Genomic DNA, 19,367 nt, shown 5'->3' with positions numbered 1-19,367 from the left:
AGACCGTGCGGGGTTCCGGGACGGATTCAACGGCGGGGTAGCAGGAAGCTGCCCACCAGCGCCAGCACGAAGCTGATCACGCTGTACCAGAGCGTGCCCACCATGGCCCGTTGGAAGCCGATCTGGCTCGCCTCGACCGACCGCTGCTCGATCACCGCGGTGGTACCGCTGCCCGCGGCCAGCCCAGCGCTGTCGCAGCCCGCTGGCGGCAGGGTCGGGTCGGCCCCGCCGAGCTGGCTTTCGAGGCAGTCGCGGAAACGGTCACTGATCTCTACCGCCTGCGTGTCGGCGACGCCCACGGCCACCAGATCTGCGCGGAGCTCCGGCACAACGGTGGCGGTGGCGTGGGGCGTTTGCGCGGCCAGCAGGCTGAAGAACAGCGTGCCGCAGGCGGCGATGCCGAGCGTCACGCCGATCTGGTAGTTGGCGTTGACCACTCCGGAGGCGGATCCGGCCTGGTTGCCCGGGACGTCGGCGAGCGAGTAGCCCATCAGCGGCGGGAACGTCATACCCATGCCGGCGCCACCGATGAACATCGGCACCAGTAGCTGCCAGATGCTCACCTGCGGGGTGCTGTCGATCACCCACATGAACCAGAACATGCTTGCGATCAGCAGCACCAAGCCGAGCTGAAGGCCCGTCCGGCCGATTCTGGGCGTGATCGCCCGGGCGGACAGCCAGCCGAGCAACGGCACGGCGATGTCCCAGGGTAGGCCGGACAGACCGGCCCGGAGGATGCTGTATCCCACCCCGATCTGTAGGTAGATCGTGATGACCAGGAAGAACGACATCACCGCGCCCTGGAAGAGGAAGACCACCACCAGACCCGCGTTGAACGAGCGGTGTCGGAACAGCGACATCGGTACCAGCGGTGAGTCGGTACGGGTTCGCTGGTGCTGGACGAACACCGCGAAGACCAGCAGGCCGCTGACCATGCTGACGTACGTCCACACCGGCCAGTCCTGCTCTCGGCCCTGCACCAGCGGGTAGACGAGCAGCAGCACCGCCAGCGTGATCAGAACGGCTCCGACCAGGTCGAGCCGTTCCCGGCGATTGGCTTCCGACTCCGGCAGCAGCACCCGCGCGGCGATGAACGCGGCGATCCCGATCGGCACGTTGACCAAGAAGATCGCCCGCCAGCCGAGCCCGGCGATGTCGGCGGTGGTCAGCAACGCGCCGACCAACGGGCCGCCCACCGTGCCGAAGGCGAGCGCCGCGCTCATCGCGGCGAATGCCCGGCCGCGCTCCTTGGGCGCGTAGAGGAGCTGGATGAGGGTGTAGACCTGAGGCACCATGATCGCGCCCATCGCGCCCTGCACGAACCGTAGGACGATCAGTTGTTCGGGGGTCTGGGCGAGGCCGGCCAGCAGTGAGGTGAGGGTGAACCCGGCGACGCCGATGAGGAACATCCGACGGACGCCGACGATGTCGCCGAGTCGACCGGAAATGATCAGCATTGAGGCGAATGCGAGGGCGTAGCCGGCCACCAGCCACTGCATCGTGGCGGCCGTCGCGTCGATGCCGTCGCGGATCGACGGCAGCGCGATGTTGACGATGGTGATGTCGAGCAGGTCCAGCACGAATCCGGTGAGCACCACGACGAGCGCGAGGGTGCGCTTACGTCCGGTGATCGGGGGGGCGAACTCGTCGGGCGGTGCCGGCGCGGGCGCGGGCGCCTGCACCGTGCCGGTCTCGGCACTGGATGGCGTTCGGGTGTCGTCGGACATCAGATCCCTCTCTCGGAATGCGAGACGGAGAAGCGTGCGGCGTCACCGGGGCCGGCGATCGGGGCCCACCAGGCCACGCAGGTGCCCTCCGCCGGGAGTCCGGTCGCCATGGTGGTGCCACCCTTCCGTCGGCCCCGACCGGCCGCCCACGTCGCCGCTCACACCAGTGGCGTGTGTGACGCTTATAGTAAGTAGGTTGTTCTTTCTACTCTACGTGCCTGGACTCGGTTCTGCGCCACTGTTACTTTGACGTCGGCACACTCGTGCGGGAGCAAAGCAACAGCTCCGTCGGACATGGGAGACCCAGATTGGGCGTTGAGGCCGAACACACCCCACCCTTCAGCCGTGACAGCATGCGTCAGGACATCGCGGCGCTTCTCGGTGAACCGCCCGACGCCATCGCCGACGGCGCCGATCTTCTCCACCTCGGCCTCGACTCGATCGGTGTGATGAGACTGGTCGGGCAGTGGCACCAGCGTGGTGTGTCGGTGGGTTTCGCGGAACTGATCGAGGGCCGCACGCTCGACGACTGGTGGCAGATCATCGCTGAGCGTGCTCCCGACATCAGCGGATCGGAGGCGGACAGCATCGCCGTCGTCGACGGCGATGCTCCGTTCGACCTGGCGCCGATGCAACACGCGTACTGGGTCGGTCGGGGTGACGGGCAGGCCCTCGGCGGCGTCGGCGCGCACTTCTACAACGAGTTCGACGGTCGTGACGTGGACCCGACCCGATTGCGGGACGCCGTGCGCGCGTTGGTGCGCCGGCATGACATGCTGCGTGCCCGGTTCGACGATGACGGACAGCAACAGATCCTCGACGAGAGCCTCTGGACCGGCCTCACCGTGCACGACCTACGCGGGTATGACGCCGATTCCGCCGAACGGTACCTGTGCGGTCTGCGGGACCGGATGTCCCACCGGCGGCTCGACGTCGCCCGTGGTGAGGTCTTCGACGTCCAACTCTCCCTGCTGGCCGACGGCGCCACCCGCTGCCATGTGCACATCGAGATGCTGGTGGCCGACGCACACAGCTTCCGGGTCCTGATGTCCGACCTGGCCCGGCTCTACCGGGACCCCGAAGCGGCCCTGCCCGCGGTCGGAATCACCTACCCTGAGTACCTGGCGACCCTGCACCAACGCCGCCGCGCCGAACGGGAGCGCGACCGGGAATACTGGGGCTCCCGGCTCCCCGAGCTGCCCGGACCGCCCGAGCTGCCGCTGGCCGTCGACCCGCGGCAGGTCAACGGCCAGCGCGTCGTCCGACACCACCACTGGGTAGAGCCGGCGCTGGTCGAGCAGCTCAGCCGGCGGGCCCGTTCGTACGGGCTGACCCTGCCGGTGCTCTTCCTGGCCGCGTTCGGCCACGTGCTGGGCCGGTGGAGCGCCACCGAGCGCTTCCTGCTCAACCTACCGCTCTACGACCGTCAGCCGGTGCATCCGGACGTCGCGCACCTGGTCGGTGACTTCACCAACCTGCTGTTGCTGGAGGTGGACACCGCGGCGGGGGACTCGTTCGTGGGCTTCGCCCGAGGGGTGCAGGACCGGATGCGCGCCGACGCGGCACACCCCGGCTACACCGGGGTGGACGTGCTGCGCGACCTTAACCGTCGGCGCGGCGAAGAACCGGTCGGCGCCCCGGTCGTCTTCACCAGCGCGCTCAGTCTCGGCGAACTCTTCGAAGGCCAGGTCCGGGAGAGCTTCGGCACCCCGGGGTGGACAATGTCGCAGACCCCGCAGGTCTGGCTCGACGTACAGGTCACCGAACGGGAGCACGGCCTGTATCTGAACTGGGACGTGGTGGACGGGCTCTTCCCGCGCGGCCTGGTCGGCCACATGTTCCAGGCGTACCTTACGATGCTCGGCTGGCTGTGCGACGACGCGGACTGGACCGGAGAACCCCCGGAACTGCTGCCCGCGCAGACCCGCGAGGTACGCGCGACGGTCAACGACACCACCCGCGCGGTACGCCGTCGGCGGCTGCACGAGGACGTCTTCTCCCGGGCCGCCGCGGAGCCGGACCGGCCCGCGTTGCTCTGGGGCACCGACGGGCTGCTCACCTACGGCGAGCTCGCCGAATGGTCCGACCGGGTCGCCGGCGCCCTCGTCACTCACGGTGTACGCCGCGGCGACTCGGTGGCGGTCACCGTCGAGAAGGGTCCACGACAGGTCGTGGCGGTGCTGGCGGTCCTACGCGCCGGCGGGGTGTACGTGCCGGTCGGCGTCGACCAGCCCACCGCACGACGCAACCGGATCCACACGGTTGCCGGGGTGCGCCATGTGGTGGCGGCCGTGCCTCCGCCCGGACTGCCGGCCGACATCCGCGTCGTCGACGTCGACGACCGGTCGACCCCGCCGGTCGCACCCGTGACGGGCCGCGAGGACGACCTGGCCTACCTGCTGTTCACCTCCGGCTCGACCGGCGAGCCGAAGGGCGTGCAGGTGACACACCGGGCGGCCGTCAACACCATCGATGACATCAATCAGCGATTCCAGGTCGGTGCCGTGGACCGGGTGCTCGCCGTCTCCTCGCTCGACTTTGACCTGTCGGTCTACGACATCTTCGCCCTGCTGTCCGTCGGCGGGGCGGTGGTCTGTGTCGGCGAGGAGGACCGACGCGACGCGCAGCACTGGCGGGAGCTGGTACTGCGGCACGGGGTCACCGTCTGGCAATCCGTTCCCGCGTTGCTCGACATGTTGCTGTCCGCCGCGGCCCCGGGGGACCAGACCCGCCTCCCGCTGCGGCTGGCGCTGCTCGGCGGCGACTGGGTCGGTCTCGACCTCGCGGGCCGGCTGACCACGCAGGCCCCGGCGGCCACCCTGGTGGTGCTCGGCGGCACCACGGAGACCGCCATCCACTCCACCGTCCAGGTGGTACCGGTACCGATACCACCGACCTGGCGGTCGGTGCCGTACGGACTGCCGCTCGCCAACCAGCACCTGCGGGTGGCCGACCGGGCCGGCCGAGACCGGCCCGACTGGGTCACCGGCGAGCTGTGGATCGGCGGACGGTCGGTGGCCCACGGCTACCGGGGTGACCCGGAACGCACCGCACGCGCGTTCGTCGAACTCGACGGGGTGCGCTGGTACCGGACCGGCGACCTGGCCCGATACCACCCCGACGGCACGGTGGAGTTCCTCGGCCGCGCTGACGCCCAGGTAAAAATTCGCGGGCACCGAATCGAACTCGGTGAGATCGAGGTGGCGCTGGAGCGGCACCCGGCCGTGCGCCGGGCGGTCGTGGTGGCCCTCGGCACGCCACGGCGGCTGGCCGCCGCCGTCACCGCCGACGTCGACCCGCCTGACCTGCGGGACTTCCTGGCCAGCCAGGTGCCCGCGTACATGGTGCCCGAACAGGTGGTGCCGACGGGTCAACTGCCGCTGTCGGCCAACGCCAAGATCGACCGGCGGGCGGTTGCTCGGATCATCGAGGCCGCTCGGGCTGAGCCGGAGCCGCTTGAGGAACCGGTCGGCGACATCGAGCGCGACGTCGCCCGGATCTGGGCCGAGTTGCTCGGCGTGCCCGCGGTCGGTCGCCGGCAGACCTTCTTCGCCGCCGGCGGGGACAGTCTCGTCGCCATCCGGTCGATGTCGCTGCTCGCCACGGCAGGTCTGGTCGGCGCCAACCTACGGCAGCTGTTCGCCACACCGGCGTTGTGCGACTTCGCGGCCACCCTCCGTCGAGGTCGGCCCGACCGCCCCGCCCCGGCGGCGGTGCGCCCGGACCCGGCGCACCGACATGAGCCGTTCCCACCGACCGACGTGCAGCGGGCGTACTGGCTGGGACGCAGCAGCGACTTCGCCCTTGGTGGGGTCGGCTCGCACTGGTACTGGGAGTTCGACGGCGCGGATGTCGACCTCGACCGACTGGAGAGAGCCGTCAACCTCCTTGTGCGGCGGCACGACATGCTTCGCGCGATCTTCGACGAGAACGGCGACCAGCGGGTACTGCCGGAGGTCGGCTGGTTCCGCATCGACGTCCGCGACGGTGGCGACGAGGCGCTGAGTGGCCTGCGGGCGGAGTTGGCCCACCGGGTTCCCGATCCGGGGCGTTGGCCGCTGCTGAAAATCGGTGGGGTGCGGTACGGCGACGGGCGAGTTCGTCTCGGCTTCAGTTTCGACTACATCGTGCTCGACGCGCTCAGCATCGTGATCTTTTTCGATGAGTTGACGACGCTCTACCGCGACCTGGCAGTCGAGCTGCGCCCGGTCGGGGTGGGCTTCCGCGACTACGTCCTGGCCGCCCCCGCTGCGGAGGCCGTGGCCGCCGACCAACGGTACTGGCTGGACCGTCTCGACGGCCTGCCGCCGGCCCCACCGCTGCCACTGGCCGTGGACCCGGACACTGTGGTCGCACCGCGTTTCCGCCGCCGGGAGGACCGCCTCGACCCGCAGCAGTGGCGGCGGCTGACCGAGCGGGCCCGCCGCCACGGGGTGACTCCCGCCAGCGTCCTCGCGGCGGCGTACGCGGAGGTGCTGTCGGCCTGGAGCGGCCGCACCGAGTTGACGGTCAACTTCACCCTGTTCAACCGGCGAGACGTGCACCCCGACGTCGGTCACATCCTCGGCGACTTCACCTCGCTGCTACTGGTCGGATACCGCGCCGGGGCGGGAGAGCGTTGGCTCGACGTGGTCCGGCGGATGCAGGAGCAGGTCTGGGAGGGCATGGCCCACGACACCGTCTCCGCGCTGTGGGTGCTGCGGGAGATGGCCCGCCGCGAGGGCGGCGCGGTGAGTATGCCGGTGGTGTTCACCAGCGCGCTCGGCGTGACCGGCGGAATGAGCGACATGTCGTTCCCCTTCGGCGAGTTGGTCTGGGGCATATCCCAGACCCCGCAGGTGTGGCTGGACAACCAGGTGATGGAGCGCGACGGTGGCCTCACCTACAACTGGGACTCGGTGGAGGAACTGTTTCCCGCGGGGCTGCTCGACGGAATGTTCGACGCGTACCGGAACCTGCTGCGCTGGCTGTCCACGGCGGACTGGGAGACCGCAGGACCGCCGCTGTTGCCGGTGGCCCAGCAGCGGGCCCGCGCCGAGGCCAACGACACGGCTGGGCCGATGCCGGACGGTCTGTTGCACACCGGCTTCTTCACCCGTGCTGCCGAGGCCCCCACGGCGGTCGCCGTGGTCGCCGCCGACGGAACAGAAGTCTCCTACGGAGACCTCGCCGGTCGGGCGCTATGCCTCGCCGGGGCGCTGCGGGAGCACGGCGTGCGGCCCGGTGACGCGGTCGCGGTTACCCTGCCGCGCGGTGTCGACCAGGTCGCCGCGGTGCTCGGCGTACTGGCTGCCGGCGCGTTGTACGTGCCGGTCGGCCTCGACCAGCCGGCCGACCGGCGGGACCGGATCTACGCCCGGGCCGATGCCCGGGTGGTGATCGCGGATGCCGACCCTGGTACCACCCACCCGGTGCTCGCGCCGGACACACCGGCCTCGCCACTGCCGGCGCCGGTCGCGATGGACTCCAACCGACTCGCATACGCCATCTTCACTTCGGGTTCGACCGGTGAGCCGAAGGGCGTCGAGATCACCCACCGGGCCGCCCTGAACACGGTCGACGACATCAACCAGCGGTACGACGTCGGCCCTGCAGACCGAGTTCTGGCCGTCTCCTCGCTCGACTTCGACCTGTCCGTCTACGACATCTTCGGGTTGCTCACCGCCGGCGGGGCGGTGGTCCTGGTGGCCGACGAGGACCGCCGGGAGGCCCGCAGCTGGGCTGTCCAGGGCCGCGAGGCCGGCGTCACCCTGTGGAACTCGGTGCCGGCTCTGCTGGACATGCTGCTGGTCGCGGCGGACGCCGACGGGCTGCCGCCTGGTCTGCGGCTGGTGTTGCTCTCCGGCGACTGGGTGGGGCTGGATCTGCCGGGCCGGCTGCGCCGGCACCAGCCCGAGGCGCGGTTCGTGGCCCTCGGTGGTGCCACCGAGGCGGCGATCTGGTCCAACGCCTGCGAGGTCGGCGAGGTGCCCGCGCACTGGCGTTCGGTGCCGTACGGGCGGCCGCTGCGTAACCAGCGCTACCGAGTGGTCGACCCGCGCGGTCGGGACTGCCCCGACTGGGTGTCCGGCGAACTGTGGATCGGCGGTGCCGGCGTGGCCCACGGCTACCGGGGCGACCCGGAGACCACCGCCCGGCAGTTCGTCAACACCGACGACGGCCGCTGGTATCGAACTGGAGACCTGGGCCGCTACTGGCCGGACGGAACCCTCGAGTTCCTCGGCCGGGTCGACTTCCAGGTGAAGATCCGCGGCCATCGGATCGAGCTGGGCGAGATCGAGGCGGCGGCCGAGGCGCACCCCGCTGTGGCCCGCGCCGTCGCCCTGACTGTCGGCGAGGGCAGACACCGCCGGCTGGCGCTGACCGTCGTCCCCTCCGCCGGTACCGCGGTCGACACCACCGCGCTGGTCGGGCTTCTGGCCCAGCGGGTCCCGTCCTACATGGTCCCGGAACAGGTGCATGAGGTACCCACCCTGCCGCTCACGGCCAACGGCAAGGTGGACCGGCGGGCGCTGACCGCACTCCTCGGCCCCGACGCGGTCGAGGAATGGGAGGAACCCCCGCGTGGTGACCGCGAAAAGCTGATCGCCGAGCTTTGGGTCGAGGTGCTCGACTGCGACCAGCTCGGCCGGCAGCAGAGCTTCTTCGCCCTCGGCGGTGACAGCCTGCTGGCGACCCGGCTGGTGGAGCTACTGCGGCAGCGGCACGGTGTGGAGCTGTCCCTGCGGGAGCTGTTCCTGGCGCCGACGGTGGCGCAACTGGCCGACGTCTTCGACGCCCACCGCGCAGCGGTGGAATCCGGTGACCTCGAGGAGGGCATCCTATGAGTCAGTCGTCCGCCGGTGACCTGCTCGCGGAGCTGGAGAGCGCGGGGGTCCGGGTGTGGTCCGAGGCCGGCCAGCTGAGGTTTCGGGCCCCCCGGGGTGTGCTGACCGTGGAGCGCCGCGACGCGCTGCGTGCGCGGCGGGACGAGCTCCTCGCGTACCTTGACACGGCGCCCGAGCCAGCCTCCCTGGTGCCTGACCCGGAGCATCGCCACGATCCGTTCCCGGTCACCGACGTCCAGGCCGCGTACCTGCTCGGTCGGGGGGAGACCTTCGCCTACGGCCGGGTGGCCTGCCACGGCTACGGCGAACTGAGCTATCCGGAGCTCGACCCGGAGCGGATGACCGTCGCCTGGCGCGCCCTGATCGACCGGCACGACATGCTGCGCGCGGTGGTCGAGGCCGACGGCGCCCAGCGGGTGCTGCCCGAGGTACCCCCCTTCGAGGTGCCGGTGATTGACCTGACGGGTCGGCCCCCGGCGGTGGCGGAGGCGGCACTGCATGCCGTCCGCGCCGAAATGGACCACCTCGTACACACCCCGGATCAGTGGCCGTTGTTCGCCGCCCGGATCACCACGGCCGACGACCGGGCTGTTCTGCACGTGTCGATCGACTTCCTGATCGCCGACTTCATCAGCGTCCAGGTCATTCTCGATGAGTTGCACCGGCTGTACCACCGTCCGAACGAGCCGCTGCCGCCTTTGGAGATCACCTTCCGGGACTACCAGCTGGCCGAACGGGCGGCTCGAAGCGGTCCGGGCCACGAACGGGACAAGCGGTGGTGGCTGGCCCGGGTCGACGACCTGCCCGCTGCACCGGAACTGCCCACGGTGGCCCGCCCCGCCGACAGCGACGGCCGGTTCCGTCGCTGGGAGACCCGGATACCGGCGGATGCCTGGGCGCTACTGCGCCAGCGCGCCGGTCGGCACGGGATCAGCCCGTCCGGGGCGGTGCTGGCCGCCTACGCCGACACGATCGCCGCATGGAGTCGCCGGTCCCGCTTCACCCTCGACCTCACCCTGCTCAACCGGATGCCGCTACACCCCCAGGTCAACGCCCTGGTCGGTGACTTCACGTCGGTAGATCTGTTGGCGGTCGACGCCGAACCGACCCGGCCGTTCCACGAGCGTGCCCGCGACCTACAGGCGCAGCTGTGGGAGGATCTGGACCACCGCAGCTTCAGTGGCATCGAGTTGTTGCGCGAGATCGCTCGTCGGCAGGGCCCGGAAGCGGCGCTGTTCCCGGTCGTGTTCACCAGCGCCATCGGCATCTCCGACGCCGGGTCGGCCGCCGGCGACGCCCCCTCGGGCGAGTTGGGCTACGGGATCAGCCAGACTCCGCAGGTCTGGATCGACTGCCAGAACATCGAGCGCGACGGCGGTCTGGTGTCCAACTGGGACGTCCGGGAGGAGGTCTTCCCACCCGGACTGGTTGCGGACATGTTCGCCGCGTACGAGCGGCTGCTGCACCGCCTCGCCATCGATGACGCGGCATGGACGGGCACCGGGTACCCCGAACCACCCCGCGCGCAGCTGGACCGTCGGGCCGAGGTTAACCGCACCACCGCGCCGCCGCCCGCTGGGATGTTGCACGACCGGGTGGTCCGGCAGGCGTTGCGTACTCCGGACCGGCCGGCGGTCGTGACCGGCGACGGTGCGCTGAGCTACGCCGAGCTGCTCGGCCGGGCGACCGGGGTGGCCGAGGCGTTGACCGCTGCTGGATGCCGCCGTCAGGAACTCGTCGGGATCGTCACCGACCGGGGCTGGGAGCAGGTCGTCGCGGTACTCGGCGCGTTGCTGGCCGGCTGTGTCTACGTCCCGGTGGACACCTCGCAGCCGGCCGCCCGACGGCGGACCATCCTCGAGGCTGCCGGGGTCCGCTGCGCCCTGGTCCAGTCCTGGGTCGAGCCGAGCGGCTGGGCCGACGGGATCCGGCTGCTCGCGGTCGACACGCTGCCGGCGGGTGAACCCGGCCCGGTGGACGGCTCCGGCGACCCGGAGGAGCTGGCCTACGTCATCCACACCTCCGGTTCCACCGGAACACCCAAGGGTGTCATGATCAACCATCGTGGCGCGCTCAACACCGTGCTCGATATCAACGCCCGCTTCGACGTCGGCCCGGACGATCGGGTGCTCGGCCTGTCCAACCTCGGCTTCGACCTGTCGGTGTACGACATCTTCGGCCCGTTGTCGGTCGGCGGTGCGGTGGTGCTGCCGGACTCCTCGCGGCGCGGGGACCCGTCGCACTGGTCGGAGCTGGTGGCGGCGCATACGGTGACCGTCTGGAACTCCGTCCCCGCCCAGCTCCAGATGCTGTACGACTACCTGGAGGCCGCACCGGCGGCCACGGCCCCCGATCTGCGACTGGCGATGCTCTCCGGCGACTGGATCCCGGTCGCCCTGCCCGACCAGATCCGGCAGCGGGTGCCGGGCCTGCGGGTGGTCAGCCTCGGCGGGGCGACGGAGGCGTCGATCTGGTCGATCTGGTACCCGATCGAGCAGGTCGAGCCGGCGTGGCGCAGCATCCCGTACGGCCGTCCGTTGACCAACCAGACCTTCCACGTGTTGGACTCCGCGTTGCGCCCCCGCCCCGATCTGGTCACCGGTGAGCTGTACATCGGCGGGGTCGGGCTGGCGTTGGGCTACCTCAACGACCCGGCCCGCTCCGCCGACCGGTTCGTTACCCACCCCGAGACTGGCGAGACGCTGTACCGAACCGGGGATCTGGGCCGCTACCTGCCCGACGGGACCATTGAGTTCCTTGGTCGGGAGGACCTGCAGATCAAGATCCGTGGCTACCGCATCGAGCTGGCCGAGATCGAGACCGCACTCGGGTCACATCCTGGCGTCGCCGGTGCGGCGGTGGTGGTGGACGGGGACAGCCCGCTGGAGCGGCGCCTCGCCGCGTTCGTCGAGCCGGCCAGCCGGTCGGTGACCACCGCCCGGGCTACCTCCGAGGCCGCCGCCGCGCAGCAACTCGGTGTGCAGGCGTGCGCCGACGCCGACGCTACGCTCGACGGCGTCGACCACGCGCGTTACCTGACGTACGCGCACCGGCTGGACGCGGTTGCCCTGCCCGCCATGCTTGACGCGTTCCGCGTGGCGGGTCTGTTCGTCGCCGGCCGGCGGCACACCCGAGCCGAACTCCTGCACACCGTCGGCGTCGCGCCGCGCCACCACCGGCTGGTCCGCCGGTGGCTGCGCGCCCTCACGGGCGCGGGTCTGCTCGACGTCGACACCGACGACCGGTACGGGTTGACCGAGACCGGAGTGGCGGCGGACACCGGCGCCGCATGGCGGGCCGTCGACAAGATCGCCACCGCCGAGGACGCGGAGCTGCTGGCGTACTTCCGCGCCAGCACCGGCCAGCTGCCCGCGTTGCTGCGGGGCGAGGATGACCCGCTGACGTTGTTGTTCCCGCAGGGCAAGGTAGACGTTTCCCAGGGTCTGTACGAACGGACCCTGTTCAACCGGTGGGCCAACGAGGCGGCCGCCTCGTTGGTTCGGCGTGTCGCCGAACAGCGAGTCGAACCGGGTGCCCTGCGGGTACTGGAGATCGGTGCCGGTGCGGGCGGTACCACCGCCGCGGTGCTCGCCGCGCTCGACGGCAACGCGGTCGACTACCTCGCCACCGACCTGTCCCCGTTCTTCGTCAACGAGTTGCGCACCCGCTTCGGTGAGCGCCCCGGCCTGCAACTGCAACCGCTCGATATCGACCAGGATCTGGTGGTGCAGGGGCTGGCCCCGAACTCCTTCGACGTGGTCGTCGCCGGCGACGTGTTGCACGCCAGCACCGACGTGGTGCGGGCGTTGGCGCGACTGCGTGCGGTCCTCGCTCCGCAGGGGTGGCTGGTGGCCTGCGAGATGACCCGGGACCACCACCAGATCATGACGTCGCTGGAGTTGTTGGTCCGGGTGGACGAGGCCACCGCGGATTTCACCGATCTGCGGCAGGGCACCGAGCAGGTCTTCCTGGGCCGGGAGACGTGGCTCGACGTGCTCGGTGCGGCCGGTGCCAGCCAGCCGCTGTGTCTGCCCGAGCCGAACGGCTTCATCGCCGAACTGGGAATGTGTGTGCTGGCGGCCCAGTTCAAGACCGATCGGGTTCGGATCGCACGCGAGGACGTCGCCACACACCTGGCCGAGCGGGTGCCGGAGTACATGGTTCCGGCGGTGGTGCAGATCGTCGACACGTTCCCGCTCAACGCCAACGGCAAGGTCGACCGGGCCGCGCTGCGGCGGCGCCTGCCTCGTCGAGAGTCGATGTCGACCACAGTGTCCAGCGCACCCGGCAGCGACCTGGAGCGCGGGCTGGCGGCGGTGTGGGCCGAGGCGCTGCGGGTGCCGCGGGTCGGCCGGGACGAGAACCTGTTCGAACTCGGGGGCGACTCCCTGGTCGCCGCGCAGATCACCGGCCGGGTCCTGAACGAGATCCCACAGGCCGCCGACCTCTTCTTCGACCAGGTGCTGCGTCAGGTACTGGAACAGCCAACCGTCGCTGCGCTCGCCGGGCACATTGAGGCTGCGTCGGCGGCTACCCCCGCGACCGACGGGGTGGGCGCCGGGGCGACGACCTCCGACGGGGGGCTGGCGACGCTGGACGACACCAATCCGGGTATCCCGTGGGTGCTGGTGCCGAGCTGCGACGGCAGCGTCAACGGGTACACCGCACTGGTGCCGCACCTCGCGGCCACCGGCCCGGTGTTCGGGCTGACCGCGGGTCCCCTCGACGACCTGCCCCGGGTCGCGGCCGAACAGGCCCGGTCGATCATCGGGGCCGGCTGCGCCGCGGTCCGGTTGGTTGGGCACGGCCTCGGCGCGACCCTCGCACTGGAGGTGGCCCGGGCGCTGACCGAGGCCGGCGAGCAGGTTGCGGAGCTGGTCCTGATCTCCCCGTGGCGTCCGGTGAGGCTGCCCGACGCCGCCGAGGCGCATCGGGCGGAGAACGGCGACGCAGCGATCGGCGAGGGGTTCGCCGCTCGGCTCACCGCGACCGTCGGCTACGAGCCGAACCTCTACGCCGGTGACATCACCGTGCTGCGGCCGACCGGTGCGGTGCCCTACTCCACCGACGAACTGGAGTTCTGGTCTGACCTGTGCCTCGGCGAGGTGCGGGAGCTCGACGTCGACGGCGATCACCGGGCGGTGCTGGGGGAGAAGGCCGTGGCAGCCATCGCGGCCGCCGATCCGGGGTCGGCCCGGTGACCGCCGTCGCCGTCCTCGGTGCTTCCGGCGCGGTCGGCCGAGCCGCCCTGGACCTGCTGCGGTCCTGGGATGTCGGCCCGCTACGGGCCGGCGCCCGGCGGCCGGTGGCGGTCGCCGGGGTCGAGAGCCTGGCCGTCGATGCTCGGGATCCGGCCGCCCTGGCCCGATTCTGCTTCGCTGCCCGGGTGGTGCTCAACTGCGCCGGCCCTGCGACTGACCTGACCGACACCGTCGCCCGGGCCGCCGTCGGTGCCGGGGCGGACTACGTCGATGCCGCCGGCGATGACACGCTGTACGACGCCGTGGCGCACGTGCTCACCACCGGTGACGGGACCCGGGTTGCGGTGGTGTCGGCGGGCATGATGCCCGGGCTGACCGGGCTGCTGCCCCGGCTCCTCGCCGCGCAACTGCCGCAGGGCGACCGGCTGGCCGGCTACATCGGCGGTCGGGATCGGTTCACCCGCACCGCGGCGATCGACTACGTCGCGGCGACCGGGAGCTTTGGCTGGCCGTCGGCGGCGTGGCGGGACGACCGGGTGGTGCCGGGCGCGCTGGCTCCGGTCGGCGACATCATCGTGCCGTTCTTCCCCGAACTGGTCACCGGCCAGCCGTATCTCAGTGCGGAGGCGGCCCGGGCCGCCTCCGCACTGGGGCTGCGGCAGCTCGACTGGTACTCGGTCTTCGCCGGGGACCGGGTGCTGGCGGCGCTGCGGACCGCACCGCGCCCGGGAAACGCCGGTCTCCGAAAAGCCGCCGACCTGCTCTGCCGGGCCGCCGAACTCGACGTGTTCGGGCACCGTCCCTACCAGAACGTGGTGGTCACGTTGGCCGGTCCCGATGGCGGTCGAACCGCCGCGGTCTGCGGCACTGGTGCCAGTGAACTCACCGGCACGATGGCGGCGCTGACGGCACGGGCGGTGCTCACCGGCGCGGTACCTCCGGGAATCCACCACGCCGCCGAGACGCTCGACCCGACCGACACCTTCGCCGAGCTGGCAACGGCGCCCGCGGTGTCGCTGGCGTCCGTGGTCGCGGAGGTCGTCGACGCCGCCTACGAGGAGGACGCGATATGAACCGCCCCACCCGCGTGGTCGTCTGCGGCACGCGGTTTGGTCAGGTCTATCTGGAATCGTTCCGTCAGGCCGATCCGGGTTTCCACCTCGCTGGTGTCCTCGCCAGCGGCAGCAACCGGTCCCGGGTCTGCGCCGAGCACTACGGAGTGCCGCTGTACACCGGAGTCGACCAGCTGCCGGACGACATCGACATCGCCTGCGTGGTGATCCGTGGAGGGCTGCTCGGCGGGCGGGGTTCCGAGCTGGCGATGGAGCTGATGGCGCGGGGCATCCACGTGCTCCAGGAGCACCCACTGCACCACGACGAGTTGGCCCGCAGCCTCCGGCAGGCCCGCAAGCACGCGGTGGTTTACCAACTCAACCCGTTCTACCGGCACATCACGCCGGTACGCCGCTTCCTGGGCGCGGCCCGCGAACTGCTGCGCCGACAGCCGGCCCGATACCTCGACGCGGCATGCGGCTTTCAGCTGGCGTACTCGCTGCTGGACCTGCTTGGCCAGGCCCTCGGTGGGGTGCGGCCCTGGCGGTTCACCGATCTGCCCCCGCTACCGGCGGCGGTGACCGGCGCGACCGGCCTGGACCTGCCGTTCCGTGGCCTCGACGGGGTGCTGGCCGGTGTGCCGATCACGCTCCGGGTGCAGAACCAGATGGATCCGGCCGACCCGGACAACTACGCGCACCTCATGCACCGGGTCACCATCGGCACCGAAGCCGGAAACCTGTCCCTGGTCGGTACCCACGGTCCGACGGTGTGGACGGCGCGTCCCGACTTCCCGCGGGAAGTCGCGGGGATCGGCGCCGACCCGCATTTCGCCGGGATGCGCGACACCAGCACCCCCAGCGCGATCGTATTCGGCCCGACCGAGGTGCCGCACTACGACACTGTCTTCGGCACGACCTGGCCGGAGGGCGTACGACGGGCACTACGGGTGCTACGGGACACCGTCGAGCGCGGTGAGGACCCGCTGCGGCAGGGCCAGTACCACCTCACCCTCTGCCAGCTCTGGCAGGAGCTGACGGTGATCCTGGGCCCGCCTGACCTGCTGACGGCGGACGCGCCCAGGATGCTCGGCGTCGATGACCTGAAGGCGCTCGCGGCCGCCGGCGACGCGGCGGTGAGTTGATGGGCGCTGTCGACGTGACTGCCCGGCGGTGGCTGCGCTGCTACCGGCCGCGCCCAACGGCGCGGATTCGGTTGGTCTGCTTCCCGCACGCCACCGGCAGCGCGCCGTTCTACCGTGCCTGGCCGGCGGAGCTTCCGGACGACATCGAGCTGCTCGCGGTGCAGTACCCGGGTCGGCTCGACCGGGTCGCCGAGCCTCCCGTGGTGTCCATGGGCGTCCTGGCCGACCTGGTCACCGCGGTGCTCGCACCCCGCCACGACCTGCCGCTCGCCCTGTTCGGCCACAGCATGGGCGCCGCCGTGGCCTACGAGGTCGCCCACCGGCTGGAGCGGCGACTGGAGCTGCCCCTGGCGCACCTGTTCGTCTCCGGCCGTCCCGCACCGCGCTACCACCGGCCGGGCAGCAAGCACCTCGGCCCGGACGACGTTCTCTGGGCAGAGCTGCGCCGGCTCGGCGGCACCGATCGGGAGGCCCTGGACAACCCGCAGCTGCGGTCGGCGCTGATGCCGACGCTACGGGCGGACTACCAGCTGATAGAGAGCTACCGTCCCGCCGAGGGAGTACTGCGGACGCCGATCTCCGCCCTGGTCGGCGACGCCGATCCCGAGGCTCCGGTCAACGAGGTGGCGGCCTGGGCGGACTACAGCCAGAGCGCCTTCGACCTCACCGTCTTCGACGGCAATCACTTCTATCTGGTGCCGCAGCGTGGCAAGGTGCTGGCCGGCATCAGCCGCAGCCTCCGTCAACCCTGACAGACAGGGCTACTGGCGGGGCCTGATCCCGGCCGACGTCACCACCTGCCGCGCTGGAACCGGTGTGTCGCCTGCTGTGGCGGTGCCACAGCAGACGGCGTTTCGGCTTGCCACTGGTGGTCCGGGGCACCCCACCGGCGGGCACCGGCACCGTGACCACCGTCGCGTCGTCGACCAGCGGGCGCAGCAGCGCGGGGATCCGGGGCAGCCACTCCTGCCGCGGATGTTCCAGATACACCACCGCGGTGGGCGTACCGGCTCGCAGTCCGAGTACGGTGGCCAACCGGCTGGGCGGCACCGCCAGCGCCCCGCAGAGCACAGCGTCCAGGTCCTCGGCGAAGACGGCGCGACCGCGGATCTTCAGGCTGTCACCCATCCGACCCAGGACGAACAGTTCCCCGCCCTGAACGAAGCCGGCGTCGCCGGTGCGAAGAGCGCCGCCGGCGAAGGTCGTCGCGCGGAATCCGGCGGCCCCCACATAGCCGTCGGCGACCCCCGTTCCATCGACCACGATCTCACCCGGTACGCCGTCGTCGGTCCGCTGCCCGTCGTCGTCGACGATCGTCACCCGGGAACCGGCCAATGGCACACCACACCCGATCACCGGCACCCCCTCCGGACCTGTGGACCGGCGCCAGCCGGTACGCAGCGGCACCCCGGTCACCGCCAGCGTCGCCTCGGCCAAGCCGTACGCCGGCAGGAGCGCGTTCCGCCGTAGACCCTGCGGGGCGAGCAACGCGGTGAACCGGTCCAGTACGTCGGGCAGGACCCGCTCGGCGCCCACGATCACTGCCCGCCAGCGGTGGAAGTCCATCCCGGCCAGCTGCTCGGGGCGTACCCGGCGGAGCACGTGGGCCAGTCCGAAGCCCGGCATCGCGGACAACCGGGCGCCGAGCCGGCCAAAGCATGCCAGGTACCGGGTGGGCTGCCGGACGAAGTCCGCCGGCGACAGCAGCCACAGGTCGGCGCCCGTGACGACCGGCGCCAGCAGACAGCCGACCAGCCCCATGTCGTGGTGCACCGGAAGCCAGGAGGCGGTGGCGTCCTCCGGGGTCATCTCCAACCAGCGCCGGATCGCGCCGATGTTCTCCTCCAACGCCGCATACGGAACCCGCACACCGCGGACGTTGCCGGTGGTCCCAGAGGTGAACTGCACCAGCGCCAACCGTGCCGGTGCGCGCTGGTGCGCTCCCAGCGACTCGGCGCGAACGTCCTCCGGCTCGACTGTGGGCACCCCCGCCCGGCGGGCCAGCGGCGTCACCGCCGTACCGGCCGCAGCGTCAACCACGACCAGCCGGGGACGGGCCGCGGCCAGCGCGGAGGTGACGTGTTCGGCGTACCGGTCCGGGTCGCCGAAGGTGGCGGCCGGTGCCAGCGGTGCCGCCGTCGCTCCGGCCAGCAGCGTTCCGAACAGTGCGCCGACGAACGCCGGTCCGCTCGGCAGCACCACCGTGACCACGTCGCCCGGGCGAACCCCGCGGGCGATGAGGCCGGCGGCGTACTCGTGGGCCAGTTCGGCCAACTCGTCGTACGACCACCGGTCCCAGTCGCCGTCCGGGCGGGCGAACCGGATGCCCCGGTCGGACCTCGGCTCAGCTAGCCAGGACAGTAGGTGGGTCATACCGGACGGGCCTCGATAACCGGGAACATCACCGTGGGCGTGGCGCTGACCAGCTCCAGACCGGCGCCGGCCAGCAGGGCCCGCTGCTCGTCGAGGCCGCGTGCGCCGCCGGCGCTCAGGGTCAACATCAGCATGTCCATCCGGCGGGCCAACGGGCTGGTCTCCTCCTCGGACGGCCGGCCGGCTTCGAGGATGAACACCCGACCGTCGTCGGCCATCACGGCCCGGATGCGCCTGAGTACCTCGGTGGCGACGTCGTCGTGCCAGCTGTAGAGGATTCGCTTGAGCACGTACGCGTCGCCGCCCGGCGGAATGTTGTCGCTGAGGAAGCTGCCGGGAACGATCCGGACGCGGTCGGCCACCCCGGCCCCGGCGAGCGTCGTGGGCGCGTTCGCGACCACCGTAGGCAGGTCGAACAGCACCCCGCGCATCGTCGGGTAGCGCGCCAGCAGGTCGCCGAGGAAGCGGCCGTTCCCGCCACCGACGTCCACCACCGTGCCGAATCGCGACCAGGTCGTGGCGCGCAGGATGGCCTGTAGCTCCATCCCGGTGACCCCACTCATCACTTTGTCGAAGGCCGCGCCGTCGGTCGGGTTGCCGCGGAAGTGCTCCCACATCCCGATGCCGTGCACGGCATCGAACGCGCCCTCGCCGGTGCGCAGCGTGTGGTCGAGACCCTCCATGGCCCGGGTACAGGCCACGGGGGAGAGGAAGATGTCCCGGGCGGAGTACGGGTGGTCAGCCCGCAGCAGGTCGGCCATCGGGGTCAAGCCGAACTCCCCCGGGGCCATCTCGGCGAACAGGTCGCGGGTGGCCAGGTAGCGCAGCGCCGTGGTCAGTGCGGGCTCGTCCGCCCCGACGGCCCGGGCCAACTCGGCGACGGGGCGCGGCCCCTGCGTCAGGTGGTCGGCCACCCCCAGCAGGCAGACCGCCCGGATCGTGTACGGCAGCAGGTAGTCGCCGACCTCCATGAGCCGCAGGATGGCCGGTACGTCGATCCTGGGGCGTCGTCTCGTCAGCATCACGGCTCCTTGTCGGTGGG

8 protein-coding genes are annotated in these 19,367 nt (G+C 71.3%); 5 read left to right on the top strand and 3 right to left on the bottom strand.

Annotated elements, in window-relative coordinates:
• Positions 1-26 precede the first annotated feature (26 nt).
• Entirely contained in the window at positions 27-1,727 is a 1,701-nt protein-coding gene (locus tag H0524_RS17890) for an MFS transporter (RefSeq protein ID WP_180199686.1), read from the bottom strand.
• A 353-nt stretch (positions 1,728-2,080) separates the two neighbouring features.
• Here H0524_RS17890 and H0524_RS17885 point away from each other — a divergent pair, with 353 nt between their 5' ends.
• Genes H0524_RS17885 through H0524_RS17865 form a run of 5 tightly spaced genes read left to right on the top strand, consistent with a single transcriptional unit; the run spans position 2,081 to position 16,704 of the window.
• Positions 2,081-8,554: a non-ribosomal peptide synthetase gene (locus tag H0524_RS17885; protein WP_180199685.1), complete on the top strand. Its 6,474-nt coding sequence runs from the start codon at positions 2,081-2,083 to the stop codon at positions 8,552-8,554.
• Positions 8,551-13,755, top strand: a complete 5,205-nt coding sequence (locus tag H0524_RS17880) for a non-ribosomal peptide synthetase (RefSeq protein WP_180199684.1) — start codon at positions 8,551-8,553, stop codon at positions 13,753-13,755. The genes H0524_RS17885 and H0524_RS17880 overlap by 4 nt, the downstream gene beginning before the upstream one ends.
• On the top strand, positions 13,752-14,828 hold the full coding sequence (locus H0524_RS17875; protein ID WP_180199683.1) for a saccharopine dehydrogenase NADP-binding domain-containing protein: 1,077 nt from the start codon (positions 13,752-13,754) through the stop codon (positions 14,826-14,828). The genes H0524_RS17880 and H0524_RS17875 overlap by 4 nt, the downstream gene beginning before the upstream one ends.
• Positions 14,825-15,952 carry a Gfo/Idh/MocA family oxidoreductase gene (locus H0524_RS17870; protein ID WP_180199682.1) on the top strand — a complete coding sequence of 376 codons (1,128 nt, stop codon included), beginning with the start codon at positions 14,825-14,827 and terminating at the stop codon, positions 15,950-15,952. The genes H0524_RS17875 and H0524_RS17870 overlap by 4 nt, the downstream gene beginning before the upstream one ends.
• Complete coding sequence (locus H0524_RS17865) at positions 15,952-16,704, top strand: thioesterase II family protein (RefSeq protein WP_180199681.1); 753 nt, start codon at positions 15,952-15,954, stop codon at positions 16,702-16,704. Before H0524_RS17870 ends, H0524_RS17865 begins: the two co-directional genes overlap by 1 nt.
• Here the strand turns inward: H0524_RS17865 and H0524_RS17860 are convergent.
• Both H0524_RS17860 and H0524_RS17855 read right to left on the bottom strand, forming a co-directional pair.
• Complete coding sequence (locus tag H0524_RS17860) at positions 16,679-18,325, bottom strand: AMP-binding protein (RefSeq protein WP_180199680.1); 1,647 nt, start codon at positions 18,323-18,325, stop codon at positions 16,679-16,681. The genes H0524_RS17865 and H0524_RS17860 overlap by 26 nt on opposite strands.
• The gene (locus H0524_RS17855; RefSeq protein ID WP_180199679.1) at positions 18,322-19,347 is read right to left on the bottom strand and encodes a methyltransferase; all 1,026 of its coding nucleotides are present in this window, start codon (positions 19,345-19,347) and stop codon (positions 18,322-18,324) included. Before H0524_RS17855 ends, H0524_RS17860 begins: the two co-directional genes overlap by 4 nt.
• Positions 19,348-19,367 lie beyond the last annotated feature (20 nt).

It is taken from the genome of Salinispora sp. H7-4, assembly GCF_013416675.1.
Classification (GTDB): domain Bacteria; phylum Actinomycetota; class Actinomycetes; order Mycobacteriales; family Micromonosporaceae; genus Micromonospora; species Micromonospora vitiensis.
The sequence above is the reverse complement of the archived record's forward strand: the minus strand, read 5'-3'. Positions and strand labels throughout refer to the sequence as shown.

What these genes read in the sequence shown, in the direction of transcription:
- H0524_RS17890 (WP_180199686.1), bottom strand. Translation starts at nt 1,727, where the DNA reads ATGTCCGACGACACCCGAACGCCATCCAGTGCCGAGACCGGCACGGTG.
- H0524_RS17885 (WP_180199685.1), top strand. Translation starts at nt 2,081, where the DNA reads ATGCGTCAGGACATCGCGGCGCTTCTCGGTGAACCGCCCGACGCCATC.
- H0524_RS17880 (WP_180199684.1), top strand. Translation starts at nt 8,551, where the DNA reads ATGAGTCAGTCGTCCGCCGGTGACCTGCTCGCGGAGCTGGAGAGCGCG.
- H0524_RS17870 (WP_180199682.1), top strand. Translation starts at nt 14,825, where the DNA reads ATGAACCGCCCCACCCGCGTGGTCGTCTGCGGCACGCGGTTTGGTCAG.
- H0524_RS17865 (WP_180199681.1), top strand. Translation starts at nt 15,952, where the DNA reads ATGGGCGCTGTCGACGTGACTGCCCGGCGGTGGCTGCGCTGCTACCGG.
- H0524_RS17860 (WP_180199680.1), bottom strand. Translation starts at nt 18,325, where the DNA reads ATGACCCACCTACTGTCCTGGCTAGCTGAGCCGAGGTCCGACCGGGGC.
- H0524_RS17855 (WP_180199679.1), bottom strand. Translation starts at nt 19,347, where the DNA reads ATGCTGACGAGACGACGCCCCAGGATCGACGTACCGGCCATCCTGCGG.